At 66.8% G+C, this 17,170-nt stretch carries 14 protein-coding genes; 11 read left to right on the top strand and 3 right to left on the bottom strand.

Annotation, left to right across the window (positions count from 1 at the left end; all coding sequences use genetic code 11):
* Positions 1-68 precede the first annotated feature (68 nt).
* The 9 genes from C7R54_RS18985 to C7R54_RS18945 all read left to right on the top strand — a co-directional run bounded on the left by C7R54_RS18985 (position 69) and on the right by C7R54_RS18945 (position 9,509).
* Positions 69-1,703, top strand: coding sequence for a GMC family oxidoreductase (locus C7R54_RS18985; protein ID WP_129151971.1), 1,635 nt, complete (start codon positions 69-71; stop codon positions 1,701-1,703).
* Between the two features lie 98 nt (positions 1,704-1,801).
* Complete coding sequence (locus C7R54_RS18980; RefSeq protein WP_129151970.1) at positions 1,802-3,001, top strand: ABC transporter substrate-binding protein; 1,200 nt, start codon at positions 1,802-1,804, stop codon at positions 2,999-3,001.
* Positions 3,002-3,116: 115 nt separating this feature from the next.
* The gene (locus C7R54_RS18975; protein ID WP_240039612.1) at positions 3,117-3,995 is read left to right on the top strand and encodes a branched-chain amino acid ABC transporter permease; all 879 of its coding nucleotides are present in this window, start codon (positions 3,117-3,119) and stop codon (positions 3,993-3,995) included.
* On the top strand, positions 3,992-5,758 hold the full coding sequence (locus C7R54_RS18970; RefSeq protein ID WP_129151968.1) for a branched-chain amino acid ABC transporter ATP-binding protein/permease: 1,767 nt from the start codon (positions 3,992-3,994) through the stop codon (positions 5,756-5,758). The genes C7R54_RS18975 and C7R54_RS18970 overlap by 4 nt, the downstream gene beginning before the upstream one ends.
* Before the next feature lie 9 nt (positions 5,759-5,767).
* Entirely contained in the window at positions 5,768-6,490 is a 723-nt protein-coding gene (locus C7R54_RS18965; RefSeq protein ID WP_129151967.1) for an ABC transporter ATP-binding protein, read from the top strand.
* Positions 6,491-6,504: 14 nt separating this feature from the next.
* Positions 6,505-7,695, top strand: coding sequence for a CaiB/BaiF CoA transferase family protein (locus tag C7R54_RS18960; RefSeq protein WP_129151966.1), 1,191 nt, complete (start codon positions 6,505-6,507; stop codon positions 7,693-7,695).
* Between the two features lie 11 nt (positions 7,696-7,706).
* Positions 7,707-8,651 (top strand): hydroxymethylglutaryl-CoA lyase, encoded by a 945-nt coding sequence (locus C7R54_RS18955; RefSeq protein WP_129151965.1) that lies wholly within the window; start codon positions 7,707-7,709, stop codon positions 8,649-8,651.
* A gap of 102 nt (positions 8,652-8,753) precedes the next feature.
* Complete coding sequence (locus C7R54_RS18950) at positions 8,754-9,125, top strand: hypothetical protein (RefSeq protein ID WP_129151964.1); 372 nt, start codon at positions 8,754-8,756, stop codon at positions 9,123-9,125.
* Between the two features lie 120 nt (positions 9,126-9,245).
* Positions 9,246-9,509 (top strand): DUF1488 family protein, encoded by a 264-nt coding sequence (locus C7R54_RS18945; protein ID WP_129151963.1) that lies wholly within the window; start codon positions 9,246-9,248, stop codon positions 9,507-9,509.
* Positions 9,510-9,606: 97 nt separating this feature from the next.
* Here C7R54_RS18945 and C7R54_RS18940 read toward each other — a convergent pair whose 3' ends face one another.
* On the bottom strand, positions 9,607-10,587 hold the full coding sequence (locus C7R54_RS18940) for a D-2-hydroxyacid dehydrogenase family protein (protein WP_129151962.1): 981 nt from the start codon (positions 10,585-10,587) through the stop codon (positions 9,607-9,609).
* A gap of 228 nt (positions 10,588-10,815) precedes the next feature.
* Between C7R54_RS18940 and C7R54_RS18935 the strand changes: the two genes are divergently transcribed.
* Positions 10,816-12,477, top strand: coding sequence for a glucan biosynthesis protein G (locus tag C7R54_RS18935; RefSeq protein WP_129151961.1), 1,662 nt, complete (start codon positions 10,816-10,818; stop codon positions 12,475-12,477).
* Entirely contained in the window at positions 12,458-15,007 is a 2,550-nt protein-coding gene (gene mdoH, locus C7R54_RS18930; RefSeq protein WP_129151960.1) for a glucans biosynthesis glucosyltransferase MdoH, read from the top strand. The genes C7R54_RS18935 and mdoH overlap by 20 nt, the downstream gene beginning before the upstream one ends.
* Positions 15,008-15,028: 21 nt before the next feature.
* On the opposite strand, the gene C7R54_RS18925 is transcribed toward mdoH, so the two are convergent.
* Positions 15,029-15,979: a D-2-hydroxyacid dehydrogenase family protein gene (locus C7R54_RS18925; RefSeq protein ID WP_129151959.1), complete on the bottom strand. Its 951-nt coding sequence runs from the start codon at positions 15,977-15,979 to the stop codon at positions 15,029-15,031.
* Between the two features lie 211 nt (positions 15,980-16,190).
* Positions 16,191-17,069, bottom strand: coding sequence for a DsbC family protein (locus C7R54_RS18920; RefSeq protein WP_129151958.1), 879 nt, complete (start codon positions 17,067-17,069; stop codon positions 16,191-16,193).
* Positions 17,070-17,170 lie beyond the last annotated feature (101 nt).

Below are 17,170 nucleotides of genomic sequence, written 5' to 3'. Positions count from 1 at the left end.
GCGGGCGACGTTCGCTTCCGGTCCTTTTTGCCTTGCATGAACGGGCGTCCGTCGCCTGGGTATAGATCATGAATCCAGCACAACAGGCATCCTTGCGCGATGCCGACACCTTCGACTACGTCATCGTCGGCTCCGGCGCGGCCGGCTCCATCCTGGCCAATCGCCTGGGCGCCGGCGGCGCCTCGGTGTGCGTGCTGGAGGCCGGCCCGCCCGACCGCAGTCCCTTCCTGCACATCCCCGCCGGCTTCATCAAGGCGGTATTCAATCCGACCTATGCCTGGCAGTTTTCCAGCGAACCCACGCCCCTGACCAATGGCCGCCGCGTCCCCATCCCGCAGGGCCGGACGCTGGGCGGATCCACGTCCATCAATGGCCTGGTCTACAACCGCGGCCAGGCGGCCGACTACGACCACTGGGCCAGCCTGGGCAACGCCGGCTGGTCCTATGAGGACGTGCTGCCCTATTTCAAATCGATGGAGCGTCGCGTCGGCGGCGACGACTGCTATCGCGGCCGCCAGGGCGAGCTGCCCGTCAGCGACATCGATTGGATACATCCCCTGTGCGAAGCCTTCATGGCCGGCGCGCAGGAGCTGGGCATGCCGCGCAACCCCGACTACAACGGCGCCAGCCAGGCCGGCGTCGGCTACTTCCAGCGCACCATAGACCGCGGCTGGCGCATGAGCACGGCGCGCTGCTTCCTGAAGCCGGCCCAGGCGCGCCACAAGGTGACGGTACGCACTTACGCCCAGGCCACCCGCATCCTGTTCGACGGGCTGCGCGCGACCGGCGTGGCCTACTGCGATCCGCGCCAGCCCACGGCCACGCGCGCCGTGAAGGCGCGCCGCGAAGTCATCGTGTCCAGCGGCGCCATCAATACGCCCAAGCTGCTCCAATTGTCCGGCCTGGGCCCCGCCGATTTCCTGCGCGAGCAAGGCATCGCGGTCGTGCGAGACCTGCCCGGGGTAGGCGAGAACCTGAGCGACCATTACTCGGTGCGGGTGGTGGCGCGCGTGAAGAACATGCAGACCATGAACCAGCTGGTCAAGGGATTGCGGCTGGCCGGCCAGATCAGCCGCTGGCTGCTGAAGCAACCCAGCATCATGGCGCTCAGCCCCTCGCTGCTGCACTACTTCTGGCAGTCGCGACCCGGCCTGGACGCGCCCGACCTGCAAGGCGTCTTCACCCCCGCCAGCTACAAGGAAGGCTACGTCGGCGTGCTCGACGACTTCCCCGGCATGACCACCGGCGTGTGGCAGCACCGGCCGCAAAGCCGCGGCCAGGTTCGGGTGCGCTCCAACGACCCCATGCAGGACCCGGTCATCAACGCCAACTACCTGGCGCATCCCGATGACCAGATCACGCTGGTGCGCGGCATCCGCCTGGCGCGCAGCCTGCTGCAATCGCAGGCGCTGACGCGGTATTTCGACGGCGAATCGCTGCCCGGCGCGCTGTGCCAGTCCGACGACGAGCTGCTGGATTTCGCGCGCCGCTACGGCGTGTCGTCCTATCACGTCAACGGCACCGCGCGCATGGGCCCGGCGGACGATCCGCTGGCGGTGGTCGACCCGCAGCTGCGCGTGCGCGGCGTGCAGGCGCTGCGCGTGGTCGATTCGTCGGTCATCCCGGCCATGCCGTCGGCCAACATCTGCGCGGCGACCATGATGATAGGCAACAAGGGCGCCGACCTGATCCGGCAGGGTTAGGAACGTAGCCCGCCGCGAACGCAGTCCCCGTCAATACAGAACCGATAGCTATCGCGACCCCCGCCGTCCCGGCGGTGTCCCCCAAGGAGAGAGACGCAGTGAACAAGACCTTCATCAAACGCCTGCACGCCACCGTGCTGGCCGCCGCCCTGGCCGGCGCAAGCGCCGCCGCCCTGGCCGACGACCTAAAGATCGGCTTCAACAGCGACATGTCCGCCACCGGCAGCGCCGACTTCGGCATTTCCGCACTGGCCGGCGCCCGCCAGGCCGCCGACGAGCTGAACGCCGCCGGCGGCGTGCTGGGCCGCAAGGTCGTCATCGTGGCCCGCGACGACGTCGGCGCGCCGCCCAAGGCCATCCAGAACACCAACGAACTGGTCGACAACGAGAAAGTCAGCGCCATGATAGGCGGCGTGAACTCGGGCAACATGCTGGCCTGGCTGCACATCGTGCAGCAGAAGAAGATCCCGACGATCTCTCCCGTGGCCACCGCCACCGATATCACCGCGCGCTACGCCAAGCAGCCGCCCAACTACATCTTCCGCGTGTCCATGCGCGACCGCGACCAGATCGCCCTGCTGGCCGCCTATGCCGCGCGCGCCAGCAAGAACGGCAAGGTCGCCATCATCGCCGACACCACCGGCTATGGCCAGCAAGGCGCCAAGGACGCGCAGGAAATCCTCGCCCTGCACAAGATCACGCCGGTCGCCAACGAGAAGTTCGGTCCCAAGGACACGGACATGACCTCGCAGTTGAACAAGATCAAGGCATCCGGCGCCGATACGCTGATCGTCTACGCCCTGGCCGACTCGAACGCGCACGTCATGCGCAGCCTGGAGAAGATCAACTACTTCCCGGTGACGCTGGCTTCCTGGGCCAACCTCAGCTCGCCGTTCCTGCGCATCGCCGGCCCCGACCTGGCCAGGAAGATGATCTTCACCGCCTCCATCACGGAAGATTCCTCGCCGCAGTCCAAGGCCCTGTACGAGACCCTGCTCAAGCGCGAAGGGCGCCTGCCCACGTACGTGATGGCGGCCCAGGCCTATGACTCGGTCAAGCTGTTCGCCGCCGCCATGGAGCAGGCCAAGTCCACCGACGGCGACAAGGTGCAGGCCGCGCTGGAAAACCTGGCCCAGGCCAAGGGCGTGATCAAGACCTATGAAAAACCGTTCACCGCGGACAACCACGAAGCCCTGTCGGTCAAGGACTTCCGCCTGGTGCGCTGGATCGACGGCAAGGTGGTTTCGGTCGACGACGACATCACCAAGGCCATCACGCCGGCCGACCTGAAGCTCTAAGCACCACGTTTCCATCGTTACCCCGTCCCGCCCCCGTCGCCACGGCCACCGGGGGCGGCGGCGCCCGAGGGGCCCCAGCATGCAGATACTACAAGCCATATTGAGTGGATTGGCCATGGGCAGCGTCTATGCCCTGGTCGCGTTCGGCTTCAGCATTACCTACACGACCACCAAGACCTTCAACTTCGGCCAGGGCGCGTTCCTGGCGCTGGCCGGCCTGATCGGCGTCAGCGCCATCGTGCTGTTCAGCCACGGCCGCCTGACCGGCTTTCCGGATCCCGCCGACGTCACCTGGGGCGCCTTCCTCTTCGCCCTGCTGGCCGCCATGCTGGTGCTGGCCCTGCTCGGCTACCTGCTGTACGCCACCGCCATCAAGCACTTCGTGGGCGAGGCAGGCCTGTCGTGGGTCATGAGCACCATCGGCTTCGGCATCATCATCCAGAACCTGGCGCTGCTGATCTGGGGCCCGGCCCCGATCGCGCTGGCCTCGCCGCTGGGCGACGGGATCGTCAACGTGCTGGGCACGGGCGTGCGGCCGCAGGAAATCCTGGTGTTCGGCACCACCCTGGTGCTGATGCTCGTATTCGACTGGATCCTGCACAAGACCAAGATGGGCAAGGCCGTGCGCGCCGTCGCGTTCAGCAAGACCACCGCCAGCCTGATGGGCATCAATGCCAACGCGGTGGCCATCGGCGTCTTCGCCATCAGTTCGGCGCTGGCCGCCGTCGCGGGCGTGATGGTGGCCCCCATCGCCACCGCTTCCGTGTTCGTCGGCACGCTGCTGTCGCTGAAGGCCTTTTCCGCCGCCATCCTCGGTGGCCTGGAGAATCCGCGCGGCTGCATCTTCGGCGGGTTCCTGATCGGCCTGCTCGAATCCCTGATCGGCCTGTGGTACTCCAACCTGCGCGAGATCGCCGTCTTCGGCCTGATCATCGTCGTGCTGTATTTCCGTCCGGCCGGCATCCTGGGCCGCGTGCACGCGGAGAAAGTATGAACCTCCCCAAAATCCTCGCGCCGCTGGTCATCGCCGCCCTGGTCGTGGGCGTCGCTTATTCCGGCCTCAACGATTTCTACCTGCTGATCCTTTTCAACATCGGCATCTACTACATCGCCGCGACCGGCTTCAACATCCTGGTCGGCCAGACCGGCCAGAAGTCGCTGGGCCACGCCGGGCTGTTCGGCGTCGGCGCCTATACCGTCGCCCTGCTGACGGTGAACTACCAGGTCAACCCCTGGCTGGCCCTGCTGGCCGCGGTGGCGGTGTCGGGCGTGTTCGGCGTGCTGATCGCGATCCCGGCCCTGAAGGTCAAAGGCCCCAGCCTGGCGATGGTGACCATTGCCTTCGGCCTGCTGATCGAGAAGATCGTTTCGGAATGGACCGACGTCTTCAAGGGCCAGGAAGGTTTCTACGGCATCACCGGCCTGACCCTGAACGGCGCGCCGCTGGACGGCCGCCAGTGGGTCATCGTGGTGGTGGCGATCGGCCTGCTGCTGCACGCAATGACGTCGCTATTGCTCAACGGGCGCTTCGGCCGCGGCTTCGCCGCCGTGCGCACGTCGGAAATTGCCGCCGAAAGCGTGGGCATCAGCGTCTACCGATTCAAGATCCTGGCCTTCGCCATCAGCGCCATCACCTGCGGCATCGCCGGAGGCCTGGTGGCGCAGCAGAACCAGTACATCAATTCGGACTTCGTCAATTTCAACCTGTCGGTGTTCTTCCTGGTGCTGGTGCTGTTCGGCGGCCGCACGCCGGCCGGCTCTTTCCTGGGCGCGGTGGTGCTGACCATCATCGACGCCATGCTGGCGCGCTGGCCCGAGGTGCAGCATTTCGCCTACGGCCTGATCCTGCTGTTCGCGCTGTACGCGATGCCCGAAGGCTTGTCCGGCCTGCTGGCCAAGGTATTGCCCCGCCGCAGCAAGCTGTCGGACGCCGACCGGGCCCAGGCGGGCGACTGGTCGCCGACCCGGCCGACCGCGGGCCACGCCGCCGCGGGCGGCGCCCTGCTGGAAGTCCATGACCTGTACAAGGCCTTCGGCGGCGTGGTGCCGACCAACAAGGTTTCCTTCTCGCTGAAGCGCGGCGACATCGTGTCCTTGATCGGACCCAATGGCGCCGGCAAGACCACGACGCTGAACCTGCTGTCCGGACTGGTCAAGCCTGACGCCGGCTCCATCCATTTCCAGGGGCGCGCCCTGGTGGGCCTGTCCGCCAGCCAGATCGCCGGCGCCGGCATCGGCCGCACCTTCCAGAACCTCAAGCTGTTCGAAGGCCTGACGGCACTGGAAAACGTGATGGTCGGCTTCTACCGGGTGCAGAAATCCGGCTTCCTCGCCAACCTGCTGGGCCTGCCGGGCGCCCTGGCGGAAGAACGCCGCATGCGGCGCGAAGCCTATGCCATCCTCTCGTTCTTCGGCTTGCAGCGCTATGCCGACGACATCGCCAACAGCCTGCCCTACGGCCTGCAGCGGCGCCTGGAGATCGCCCGCGCGGTGGCCGCCATGCCGGACCTGCTGCTGCTGGACGAGCCGGCCGCCGGCCTGAATCCGGCCGAGACCGACGAACTGACCGAACTCATCGTGAAGCTGCGCGCCAAGGGCCTGACCGTGCTGCTGATCGAACACCACATGGACCTGGTGATGGCCATTTCCGACCACATCGTGGTGCTGGACTACGGCGTGAAGATCGCCGCTGGCCTGCCCAACCACATCCAGGAAAATCCCAAAGTCATCGAAGCCTATCTGGGCGCGGCAGCATAGGAGACGGCCATGACCCGATTATTCGAGATCAAGAACCTCGCGGTCAGCTATGGGGCGGTCAACGCCCTGAAGCAGGTGTCCCTGCACGTCGACCGCAATGAAATCGTCACCATCATCGGCGGCAACGGCGCCGGCAAGAGCACCATGATGCGGGCCTTGTCCGGCATCGAGAAATCCACCGGCCAGGTGCTGTTCGACGGCCAGGACGTGGCGGGCATTCCCGCCCACAAGCGGGTGGGCCTGGGCATCGCCCACGTGCCCGAAGGCCGCCAGGTCTTCCCGGACCAGACCGTGTTCGACAACCTGCTGCTGGGCGCCTTCCTGCGCCGCGAGCCGGTCGATGCGCTGATGCCGGAAATCGAAGCCTGCTTCGCGATGTTCCCCCGCCTGAAGGAGCGGCGAGGCCAGTATGCCGGCACGCTGTCGGGCGGGGAACAACAGATGCTGGCGATCTGCCGCGCGCTGATGGGCAAGCCGCGCATCCTGATGCTGGACGAACCCTCGCTGGGGCTGGCGCCGCTGATCGTGGCGGAGATCTTCCGCATCATCAAGTCCCTGAAGGAAAGCGGCATGACGATCCTGCTGGTCGAACAGATGGCCAACCAGGCCCTGGCCATCTCCGACCGCGCCTACGTGCTGGAAGTCGGCAACATCGTCATGGAAGGCAGCGGCCAGGAATTGCTGGCCAGCGATCGCGTGCGCGAAGCCTATCTGGGCAAGCAGAAACACTGATTCAAGAGGCAATCATGTCAACCAAACCTTTGAGCGGCATCCGCGTGCTCGAACTCGGCCAACTCATTGCCGGCCCCTTCGCCGCCAAGATGCTGGCCGAATTCGGCGCCGAGGTGATCAAGATCGAACCCCCCGGCAAGGGCGACCCGCTGCGCAACTGGCGCCTGCTGCACGACGGCACCTCGGTATGGTGGCAGGTGCAGTCGCGCAACAAGAAGTCCGTCAGCCTGGACCTGCGCCAGCCGGAAGCCCAGGACCTCATACGCGCGATGATCAAGGACGTCGACGTGGTGGTGGAGAACTTCAAGCCGGGCGCCATGGAAAAGTGGGGCCTGGGCTGGGAAGACCTGCGCGCCATCAATCCGCGGCTGGTCATGCTGCGCGTGTCGGGCTACGGCCAGACAGGCCCCTATCGCGACCTGCCCGGCTTCGGCGCCATCGGCGAGGCCATGGGCGGCCTGCGCCATCTCAGCGGCGAGCCGGGCCGTACCCCGGTGCGCGTGGGCGTTTCCATCGGCGACTCGCTGTCGGCCTTGCACGGCGTCATCGGCATCCTGCTGGCGCTGCGCAGCCGCGACCAGGCCGGCACGGGCCAGATGATAGACGTGGCCCTCTATGAATCCGTCTTCAACATGATGGAAAGCCTGCTGCCGGAATATGCGGTGTTCGGCGAGGTGCGCCAGGCCGCCGGCAGCAGCCTGCCCGGCATCGCGCCCAGCAATGCCTATCGCTGCCAGGATGGAAAGTATGTCCTGATCGCCGGCAACGGCGACAGCATCTTCAAGCGCCTGATGGGCGTGATCGGCCGGCCCGACCTCGCCGAGCTGCCTGAACTCGCCAGCAACAGCGGCCGCGTGCGCCATGTCGAAATGCTCGATGGGGCGATTTCCGAATGGACCGGACGCCATGGCATGGACGAGGTGTTGCAGCGCCTGAACGAAGGCCAGATTCCCGCCGGCAAGATCTACGACGTGGCCGATATCGCGGCCGATCCGCACTACCGCGCCCGCGGCATGATCCTGGACGACCAGCTGCCGGACGGCACGCCCATCCAGCTGCCCGGCATCGTGCCCAAGCTGTCGGCCACGCCGGGCGAAGTGCGCAGTCCCGCGCCCACCCTCGGCCAGCATACGGACGAAGTGCTGGATGCCCTGGGCGTGGACGCGCAGCGCCGCGCCGACTGGCGCGCGCGCGGCATCATTTGAGGAGCGGCACCATGCCTGCACAGCAGCCCCATCGCGGCAAGAAACTGCACATCCAGGAAGTCGCCCCGCGCGACGGTTTCCAGAACGAAAAACAGTTCATCGAAACCGAGGACAAGATCGCGTTCATCGATCGCCTGTCCGCCGCCGGCTACGCCAAGATCGAGGTGACGTCATTCACCTCGCCGAAGGCCATACCCGCGCTGCGCGACGCCGAAGTCGTCATGCACCGCATCCAGCGCAATCCGGACGTGGTCTATACCGTCCTGGTGCCCAATGTGCGGGGCGCGCAGCGCGCGCTGGAATGCAATGTCGACGAAGTGAACCTGGTGATGTCGGTCAGCGAAACGCACAACCAGGCCAACCTGCGCATGACCCGCGCCCAGTCCCTGGACCAGCTGGCAGACGTCATCTCGGCGGTGCGCGACAGCCGCGTGGCCATCAACGTGTCGCTCTCCACCGTCTTCGGCTGCCCCATGGAAGGCGACATCGACCCTTACCAGGTCTTCGAGCTGGTGGGCCGCTTCGCCACGCTGGGCGCGCATGGCGTGACCCTCTGCGACACCACGGGCATGGCCTATCCGTCGCAGGTGGCGCGCATTGCCCGGGAGACGCGCAAGCTGTTCCCGGACCTGGCGCTGACGCTGCATTTCCACAATACGCGCGGCATGGCGCTGGCCAACACGCTGGCGGCGCTGGACGAGGGCGTGGACCGCTTCGACGCCTCCCTGGGCGGACTGGGCGGCTGTCCGTACGCGCCCGGCGCCAGCGGCAACGCCTGCACCGAGGAACTGGTGCACATGCTCAACCTGATGGGCTACGACACAGGCATCGACGTGCAGCAGCTGCTGGATATCGGCGCCGACCTGCCGGCGATGGTGGGCCATGACGTGCCCAGCCAGCTGCTGAAGGCCGGTCCCCGCTCCAGGCTGCACCCGCCGCCGACGCAAGGCGGGTGACCGCGCTGCTCTGCAGGGCGGCGACGACACGCGCATGTGGCAGGGACGGCACGGCTCTTGCGGGGTGGAAGGCTCGATCCAACCACCGGTAAGGAGTTACTCATGAAGCTACGCCGCCTGACCACCGCTCTGGCCATCGCCTCGTTCTGCGTCGCGGGCGCAGCCCAGGCACAGAGCTCGTCGCCCACCACGCCGGCGACCACCCCGAACGACACCACCGCGACCCCGCCCAATAACGCCAAGGTCCCTCCCGGCACCGCCAATCCGACGTCCAAGAACTCCGGCGCCACGCCCAGCTCCAATACGCACAAGGGCACCCGGAACAGCGATGCCACTCATCACAGCGGCAAATCGGGCAGCACGCACGGTTCGGGCACCATGAACCGCGGCAGTTCCGGCACCATGAATCCCGGCACCGGCGGTAATATGGCCGAGCCGAGCAATTCCGCCCCCGCCACCGGCGGCTCCCGCTAAGCGTGAGGCCGCCCTCGCCCCGGCTTGCGCCGAGGCAGGCGGCGGCCCGTTTCTGATCGTCATGCGCACATGCCGAGAGGCCTTGCGCATGACGCTCGCTTCACGCACGGGAGACGCAACATGGGAACTTTTGCCAGCGCGACCAAGGCCCAGGTCAAGGACGATGACATCGTCTTTTCCCTGATCATCAAGGGCGAGCCACGCAAGTTTGAAATTTCCGGCGATGCGCTGCGGGAGTGCTTCGGTGCCGAGGACGGCACGGGCAGCGCCCTGCTCAAGGCCTTTGAACGCGGCAGCGAACGCATACGCGCCGCGGCCGAGGAAGCCCTCAACGCGCCTACCGACGGCATCACGCCGCTGGGAACTGGGGATTTCGAGCAATAGGCATCCGGGCGGCTGGCCCGGCCGCCGCCCGGCCCCATGCGTCTTGCATCCGTTGCGTGCGTGCCATGACGCACCATGGCGCACTCACTATGGCGCACTACGATGCGCGCAAGTGCCCCAACACTTCCGGGTTGGCCAGGTTCGCCGGCGTACCGGCGAAAAAGCGGTTGATGTTGTCGAAGGCCGTGCCGAAATAGGCTTCGTAGTTGTCCTTTTCGACGAAACCGAGGTGGGGCGTACAGAGCGCGTTGTCCAGATGCAGCAAGGGATGGTCGGCACCCAGCACGGGTTCCGACTCGAAGGTATCGACCGCTGCGTAGCCTGGCGCGCCGGCGCGCAGCGCCGCCTCCAGGGCGCCGGCCTCGATCAGTTCCGCGCGGCTGGTATTCACCAGCAGGGCTCGCGGCCCCATGCGCGCCAGGTCCGCCGCGGTGACGGCGCCGCGGGTGGCGCCGCTCAGGCGCAAATGCAGGGTCACGACGTCGCTGCGCGCGAAGAAGGCCTCCCGCGTGGGCGCCACCTCGACGCCGTCGCCGCGCGCGTCCGCGGTTGATCCAGGACCGCCCCACACCCATACCTTCATGCCGAAGGCCGCCCCGTAGGCCGCCACCTGGCGCCCGATGCGGCCGTAGCTCCATACGCCCAGGCGCTGCCCACGCAACTGCTGGCCCAGCGAGGCCTGCCAGCGGCCGGCGCGCAGGCCGTTGACCTCGCTCACCAGGTGGCGGCGGCTGGCCAGCATCAAGGCCCACGTCAATTCGGCCGTGGCGGCCCCGCTGCCGCTGCCTTCGGCCACCGCGATGCCGCGCGCCGTACAGGCCGCCAGGTCGATGTGGGCGGCGGTCTTGCCGATCTGGCTGATCAGGCGCAGCCGCGGCAGCCGGTCCAGCAGCGCCGCATCCACCGCCGTCCGCTCCCGGGTCAGCACGATGGCGTCGGCGTCGGCGAAGCGGCGCGCCAGTTCGTCCGGGTCCTTGGTGTGGTCGCGATAGATCGTCACCTGGTGCGCCGCCAGCGAGGCGTAGCAATCCAGGCCGCGCACGCAATCCTGGTAGTCGTCGGGAATCGCAATATGCATGGAGGTGCTGCCTGTTCCGGGTTCAAGCCATGGGAAGGCAGCGCCGCGCGGCATCCTGCCCGTGTCCGGCAGTGTAAAACCCAAGACCGAGCCAAGACCAAGCCAAGACCGCCATTTCGTCCCCCAAATTTCCATTAACTGGAATTGTCGACATCGCCCCCGCGGAATTAAGGCATAACGCCTCGCAAGAATTTATTTCACGTTTCCCAGGCCGCCAGCCCAACAAGCATGGACATTGTGCAAAAATCGCGCTGTAACATCCCTCCCACCTCCCGGAGCCAGAGGCCGACCCACGTGTTCTCGCTTTCCTATCGCCGGCTGACCGGCGCGTTGTCTGCCCTTGTCTTTACCGCGACCGTCACGGCCGTCATCGCCGGAATCGGGTACGCCCCGTCCGCGCGCGCCTTCTCGTTTTTCGACGTCATGAAGCAAGCCAGGGAACTGGCCGACAAAAGCTACAAGGCGCCCGAGCCCAACCTGCCCGACTCGCTGCAGGAACTGAAGTTCGCCGGCTACCAGCAAGTCCGCTACAAGAATGACCGCCTGCATTGGCGTGGCGCGGGCACCAAGTTCCAGCTGAATTTCTATCACGAGGGCATGCACTTCAACACCCCCGTGAAGATCAACGAGATCGACGCCGCCGGCGTGCATGAAATCCAGTTCGATCCCAGCGATTTCGATTACGGCAGCCTGAAACTGGACCCGTCGGCCCTGAAGAACCTGGGCTTCGCCGGTTTCCGCGTGCTGTATCCGGTCAACAGCCCGGACAAGAAGGACGACGAACTGGCCTCCTTCCTGGGCGCCAGCTACTTCCGCGTCATCGGCAAGGGCCAGACCTATGGCCTGTCGGCGCGCGGCCTGGCCATCGACACGGCCCTGCCCTCGGGCGAGGAATTCCCGCGCTTCCGCGAATTCTGGATCGCCCGCCCGGCCCCCGAGGACACCTACCTCACCATTTACGCCCTGCTCGACTCGCCGCGCGCCACCGGCGCCTATCGCTTCGTGCTGCGACCCAACAGCCAGGACACGGTGATCGACGTCAAGGCGCGCATCTTCCTGCGTGACCAGGTGGGCCGCCTGGGCGTGGCGCCGCTGACCAGCATGTACCTGTTCGGGTCCAACCAGCCCTCGCCGGTCGCCAACTACCGCCCGGAAATGCACGACTCGGATGGCCTGGCCATTCATACCGGCAACGACGAATGGATATGGCGCCCGCTGACCAATCCGCGCCGGCTGCAGGTCAGCGCCTTCTCGGCGGAAAACCCCAAGGGCTTCGGCTTGCTCCAGCGCGGCCGCGACTTCAGCCGCTATGAAGACCTGGACGATCACTACGAAAAACGGCCCAGCCTGTGGATCGAGCCCAAGACCGACTGGGGCAAGGGCAGCGTGCAGCTGATCGAGATCCCGACCAAAGATGAAACCAATGACAACATCGTCGCCTTCTGGGTGCCGGAGAAACCGCCCGGCAAGGGGGAGCCGCTGGACGCGGACTACCGGATGACCTGGACGATGAATGACAGCAAGGCGCACACCACGCCGCTGGCCTGGGTCGCGCAGACCCGCCGGTCGCGCGACGAAGTCAAGGGCGCGGACCTGGTGCGCCGCTCCGACGGCAGCATCACCTTCGTGGTGGACTTCGTCGGCGACTCGCTCAAGTCGCTGGCCGCGGACGCCACGGTCACCGCCGACACCTGGGTCGACGGCAACGGCCAGATCGTCGAAAACAGCGTACGTCCCAACACCGTGACAGGCGGCCGCCGCCTGACGCTGAGGGTGAATGTGAAAGACCAGACCAAACCGGTGGAAATGCGGGCTTTCCTGACCAACGGCCAAGCGCCCTTGTCGGAAACCTGGAGCTACCGCCTGCCCAATGAACCCGAAGCAAAATAACCCCTCTTCCCTGGACGACGTTTCCGACTACCTGAACCGCCTGGCCCTCCCGCCCGAAAACCGGGCGGCGTTCGAGCGGCTGGCGGCGCAGGCGGCTGGCGCGGGCGAGGCACCGCTGTCCGCGGTGCACCGCCAGCTTGCCGACGGCGCGCCGCCGGCGGACGACGTGGTGGCCGCATCGGCGCGCGGCCGGCTGGCCGCCGGCGACGCGGTGGACCAGGAAGCGGCCCAGCGCGCGACGCAGACCGAGCTTTCGGGCATCTGCCTGCCCTCGGCCCCGCCGCTGAATCGCACGCCCATGTCGCCGGAGCCCTGGATCACCAATCCGCTGGTACGCGGGTGGCGCCGCCTGCGCGGCCAGGTCCCGAGCACGGCCGAGGACTACAACGCCGTCGCCCCCCGCATGGATCCGCGCTGGCGCCAGGCCGGCAGCCGCCGGCGCCTGGCCTTGCTGTTCCTGGTCGTGGTGCAGACGGTCATTGCCACCTACTACATGAAGGGCGTGCTGCCCTACCAGGGCAGGCAAATCCTCGAAATCGGCATCCTTTTCCTCTTCGCCCTGCTGTTCGGCTGGGTGTCGGCGGGGTTCTGGACCGCCATGATGGGGTTCCTGCAACTGCTCATCGGCCGCGACCGCTACAGCATTTCGGCGCGCGGGCTCGACGACAAGGCCATCGAGCCGAATGCCCGCACGGCCATCGTCATGCCGATCTGCAACGAGGACGTCTCCCGCGTTTTCGCCGGGCTGCGGGCGACCTACGAGTCCCTGGCCCAGACGGATTCACTGGACCGGTTCGACATCTTCGTCCTCAGCGACAGCTACAAGGCCGACATCTGCGTGGCCGAGCAGCGCGCCTGGGTCGAGCTGTGCAAGGCGGTGCAGGGTTTCGGCCGCATCTTCTATCGCCGCCGTCGCCGCCGCGTCAAGCGCAAGAGCGGCAACATCGACGACTTCTGCCGCCGCTGGGGCGCCAATTACCGCTACATGGTGGTGCTGGACGCCGACAGCGTGATGACCGGCGACTGTCTCAAGAAGCTGGTGCAGCTGATGGAAGCCAGCCCCGATGCCGGCATCATCCAGAGCTCGCCCCAGGCCAGCGGCATGGACAGTCTCTACGCCCGCATCCAGCAGTTCGCCACGCGCGTCTACGGTCCGCTGTTCACGGCCGGGATGCACTACTGGCAGCTGGGGGAATCTCATTATTGGGGACACAACGCCATCATCCGACTGGCGCCTTTCATGCGCCATTGCGTGCTGGCGCCCTTGCCCGGCAAGGGATCGTTCTCGGGCGCCATACTCTCGCACGACTTCGTCGAGGCCGCCCTCATGCGGCGCGCCGGCTGGGGCGTATGGATAGCCTACGACCTGCCGGGCAGCTACGAAGAACTGCCACCCAACCTGCTCGAGGAATTGCAACGCGACCAGCGCTGGTGCCACGGCAACCTGATGAACTTCCGGCTGTTCTTCATCCGCGGTTTCCACCCGGTGCACCGAGCCGTGTTCCTGACCGGGGTGATGTCCTACCTGTCGGCGCCGCTATGGTTCCTGTTCCTGCTGTTGTCCACCGCGCTGCTGGCGGTGCATACGCTGACCGAGCCGCAGTACTTCGTCGAGCCGCGCCAGCTGTTCCCGATCTGGCCGCAGTGGCATCCGGACAAGGCCATCGCGCTGTTCTCCACCACCTTCGTCCTGCTGTTCCTGCCCAAGATCCTGGGTGTGGTACTGGTCTGGGCGCGCGGCGCGCGCCTGTATGGCGGCCGCGAGCGCGCCTTGCGCAGCATGCTCCTGGAAGTGCTGTTCTCCATGCTGCTGGCGCCGGTGCGCATGTTGTTCCACACGCGCTTCGTGGTGGCGGCCTTCCTGGGCCTGTCGGCCAAATGGATTTCGCCGGCGCGCGACAATGACCAGACCACCTGGGGCGACGCGCTCAAGCGCCACGGCGGCCAGACCTTGCTGGGTATCTGCTGGGCCGCGCTGGTGGCCTGGCTCAATCCCGTCTTCCTGCTGTGGATGGCGCCCATCCTGGCCGCCCTGCTGTTGATCATCCCGCTGTCGGTCTACTCCAGCCGGGTCGACCTGGGCCGCCGGGCCTACCTGGACCGCCTGTTCCGCATTCCGGAAGAGACCCAGCCGCCGACGGAATTGCAGGCGACCCGGCGCTACACCGCGCAAAACCGTGGCGTGCCCCGCATTCCCACGTTCGAGGACGCGGTGGCCGACCCGGCCGTCAATGCCCTGGCCTGCGCCATGGCCGGCGGCCGGCACCGCCCCAATGCGCTCAACGAGGCGCAGCGGCGGCAGCAGGTCGAGCGTGTACTGGACCTGGGCGTGGACGTGTTGACCGAACCGCAGAAGATCAAGCTGCTGGACGACCCCGTGGTGCTTGCCCGGGTCCATGCCGGCATCTGGAACAGCGGCGCGGAGCACGCGATCCACCTGCGCCAGCGCACGGCGCCGCCGCCCGAGGCGGCGACGGCGGCCGTTGCCGACGAAACGGACGCCGTGCGCGCGCAGGTGCAGCCGGCCTGAAGCCGCAGGCTGCGCGGCGTATCAGAGTTCGCGGATGGGCTTGCCGGCTGCCCAGGCCTGGATGGCGGCGAGGGCATTGGTGTAGAAGGCCCGGAAATTGTCTTCGTTGACATAGCCCAGGTGCGGCGTCAGGACCACGTTGTCCAGATGGCGCACCGGGTCGTCCGCGGGCAGGGGCTCGAGGTCGTACACGTCCAGGCCCGCGCCCGCGATGCGCTTGTGGCGCAGCGCGCTCATCAAGGCATCCTGGTCGACCAGGCCGGCGCGCGAGGTGTTCACCAGGAAGGCCGTGGGTTTCATCGCCTGGAAGCAGGCGGCGTCCACCACATTGCGCGTCCGGTCGGACAGGATCAGGTGGACGCTGACCACATCCGACGTGGCGAACAGGTCCTCCTTGCTCACATAGGTCGCCCCACCCTCCTGCGCCCGTTCCTGCGTCAGGTTGGGACTCCAGGCCACCACATCCATGTCGAAGGCCTTGCCCACGCGGGCCACGGCCTGGCCCAGCTTGCCCAGGCCCAGCACGCCCAGGCGCTTGCGGGCCAGCGGCAGGGGCAAGCCCGTCTGCCAGCCGCCACGGCGCATGTTCACATCCTCGGTGCACAGGTTCTTGAACAGGCCCAGGATCAGCGCCCATGCCAGTTCGGCGGTGGCGTTCACGGCATCGCCCGCGCCGGGCGCGCCGCAGACCGTGATACCGCGCGCCTTGCAGGCCGCCATGTCGATGGAGTTATTGCGCATGCCGGTGGTGACCAGCAGGCGCAGGTTGGGCAGGGCATTGACCAGCGCGGCCGGGAACGGCGTGCGCTCGCGCATGATGACGATGACGTCGAAAGGTTGCAGCGCGCTGGCGCGGTCGGCTTCGGCCAGCGCCTCCCGAAAAACCTGCACCTTGGCCTGCGGGCCCAATGCCGACCAATCGGCGTAATCGGCGGCGACGCCGTGGTAGTCGTCAAGAATCGCGATATTCAAAGCCGTCTCCTGGGGAGGGAAAAATGAGGGGGCGCGAGCCGAGGCAGATCTGCCGATACCGGAATTCCCTGGGTGCGGTACCGCTCCTGGTCGGTACTTCTTGAGGCTATCCCGTATTTCCTGCGAGCATAAAAGAATCGCCGTCGCAAAGCGACGGCGACGTGCATGGACGCTTGCCCTGCCCGACACCGGGCAAGGCATGACCCTGCGCCTACTTGGCGTTCAGGCGTGCCTGCAATTCCTCGACCGGCAAGGCGCCGCTGACGCGCGCGCCGTTGGCGAAGAACAGCGTGGGAGTACCGCGCACCATCAGCTGCTGGCCCAGCGCCAGCAGCTTGTCCACGGGCGCACTGCAATTCGCGGTCGGCGGCGTCTTGCCGCGCAGCATCCAGTCGTCCCAGGTGGCGGCCCTGTCGGACGCGCACCAGACATCGCGCACCTTGGTCTTGGAGTCCGGCGCCAGGATGGGGTAGAGGAAGGTATAGATGGTCAGGTCGGTCTGCCCTTCCAGGGTGTGGCGCAGTTGCTTGCAGTAGCCGCAGTTGGGATCCTCGAAAATCGCCACCTTGCGCGAGCCATTGCCCCGCACCTGCTTGATGGCCAGGTCCAGCGGCAGCTGGTCGAAGGGGACGGCGCCGATCTTCTCCTGGCTTTCCCGCGTCATGTCGCGGCGCGTGGCGGCGTCGATCAGCGGTCCTTCCATCACCCAGGAAACCGCCTCGTTGGTATAGACCAGGTCCATGCCCAGCTGCACCTCGAAGGGACCGTAGGGGGTGCGGCGCACCGCGGTGACCTGCATGTCCGGGAAGCGCTCCGCGAAACGGCGCTTTACCTCGTCGGCAGCCGGGTCGGCCGACCCCTGCATCTGGCTGGTGCCGACAACCTTGGCGCCGGCGGGCGCCGGACGGTTGGTGCCATAGACCTTGTCGCCCGGGCCGGCGGGCTGGCCGGTGCCGGTGACTTTTTCACCCGGACCGGCGGGCTGGCCAGCCGATTGCGTGGAAATGGTCTTGTCCTGCGCCTGCGCGGGCGCGGACAGGGCCAGCGCGCCCGCCAGGGCCGCGACGGCGGACCAGAGTCGAAAATTCATTACATCTCCTAAAGCGACACAGACGGCGACACAGACAGCGGCACAGCGACAGGACGCGACGACAGCTTTCCCGCGATACCGACAGGACATAGGCGTTGGAC

This window comes from Achromobacter aloeverae (assembly GCF_004121055.1).
Lineage (GTDB): Bacteria > Pseudomonadota > Gammaproteobacteria > Burkholderiales > Burkholderiaceae_B > Bordetella_C > Bordetella_C aloeverae.
This window is presented reverse-complemented; position numbering and strand designations above follow the sequence as displayed.

Coding starts and splice junctions, on each gene's coding strand:
- mdoH (WP_129151960.1), top strand. CDS start 12,458: ATGAACCCGAAGCAAAATAACCCCTCTTCCCTGGACGACGTTTCCGAC.
- C7R54_RS18960 (WP_129151966.1), top strand. CDS start 6,505: ATGTCAACCAAACCTTTGAGCGGCATCCGCGTGCTCGAACTCGGCCAA.
- C7R54_RS18935 (WP_129151961.1), top strand. CDS start 10,816: ATGGACATTGTGCAAAAATCGCGCTGTAACATCCCTCCCACCTCCCGG.
- C7R54_RS18985 (WP_129151971.1), top strand. CDS start 69: ATGAATCCAGCACAACAGGCATCCTTGCGCGATGCCGACACCTTCGAC.
- C7R54_RS18955 (WP_129151965.1), top strand. CDS start 7,707: ATGCCTGCACAGCAGCCCCATCGCGGCAAGAAACTGCACATCCAGGAA.
- C7R54_RS18970 (WP_129151968.1), top strand. CDS start 3,992: ATGAACCTCCCCAAAATCCTCGCGCCGCTGGTCATCGCCGCCCTGGTC.
- C7R54_RS18945 (WP_129151963.1), top strand. CDS start 9,246: ATGGGAACTTTTGCCAGCGCGACCAAGGCCCAGGTCAAGGACGATGAC.
- C7R54_RS18940 (WP_129151962.1), bottom strand. CDS start 10,587: ATGCATATTGCGATTCCCGACGACTACCAGGATTGCGTGCGCGGCCTG.
- C7R54_RS18975 (WP_240039612.1), top strand. CDS start 3,117: ATGGGCAGCGTCTATGCCCTGGTCGCGTTCGGCTTCAGCATTACCTAC.
- C7R54_RS18920 (WP_129151958.1), bottom strand. CDS start 17,069: ATGAATTTTCGACTCTGGTCCGCCGTCGCGGCCCTGGCGGGCGCGCTG.
- C7R54_RS18965 (WP_129151967.1), top strand. CDS start 5,768: ATGACCCGATTATTCGAGATCAAGAACCTCGCGGTCAGCTATGGGGCG.
- C7R54_RS18950 (WP_129151964.1), top strand. CDS start 8,754: ATGAAGCTACGCCGCCTGACCACCGCTCTGGCCATCGCCTCGTTCTGC.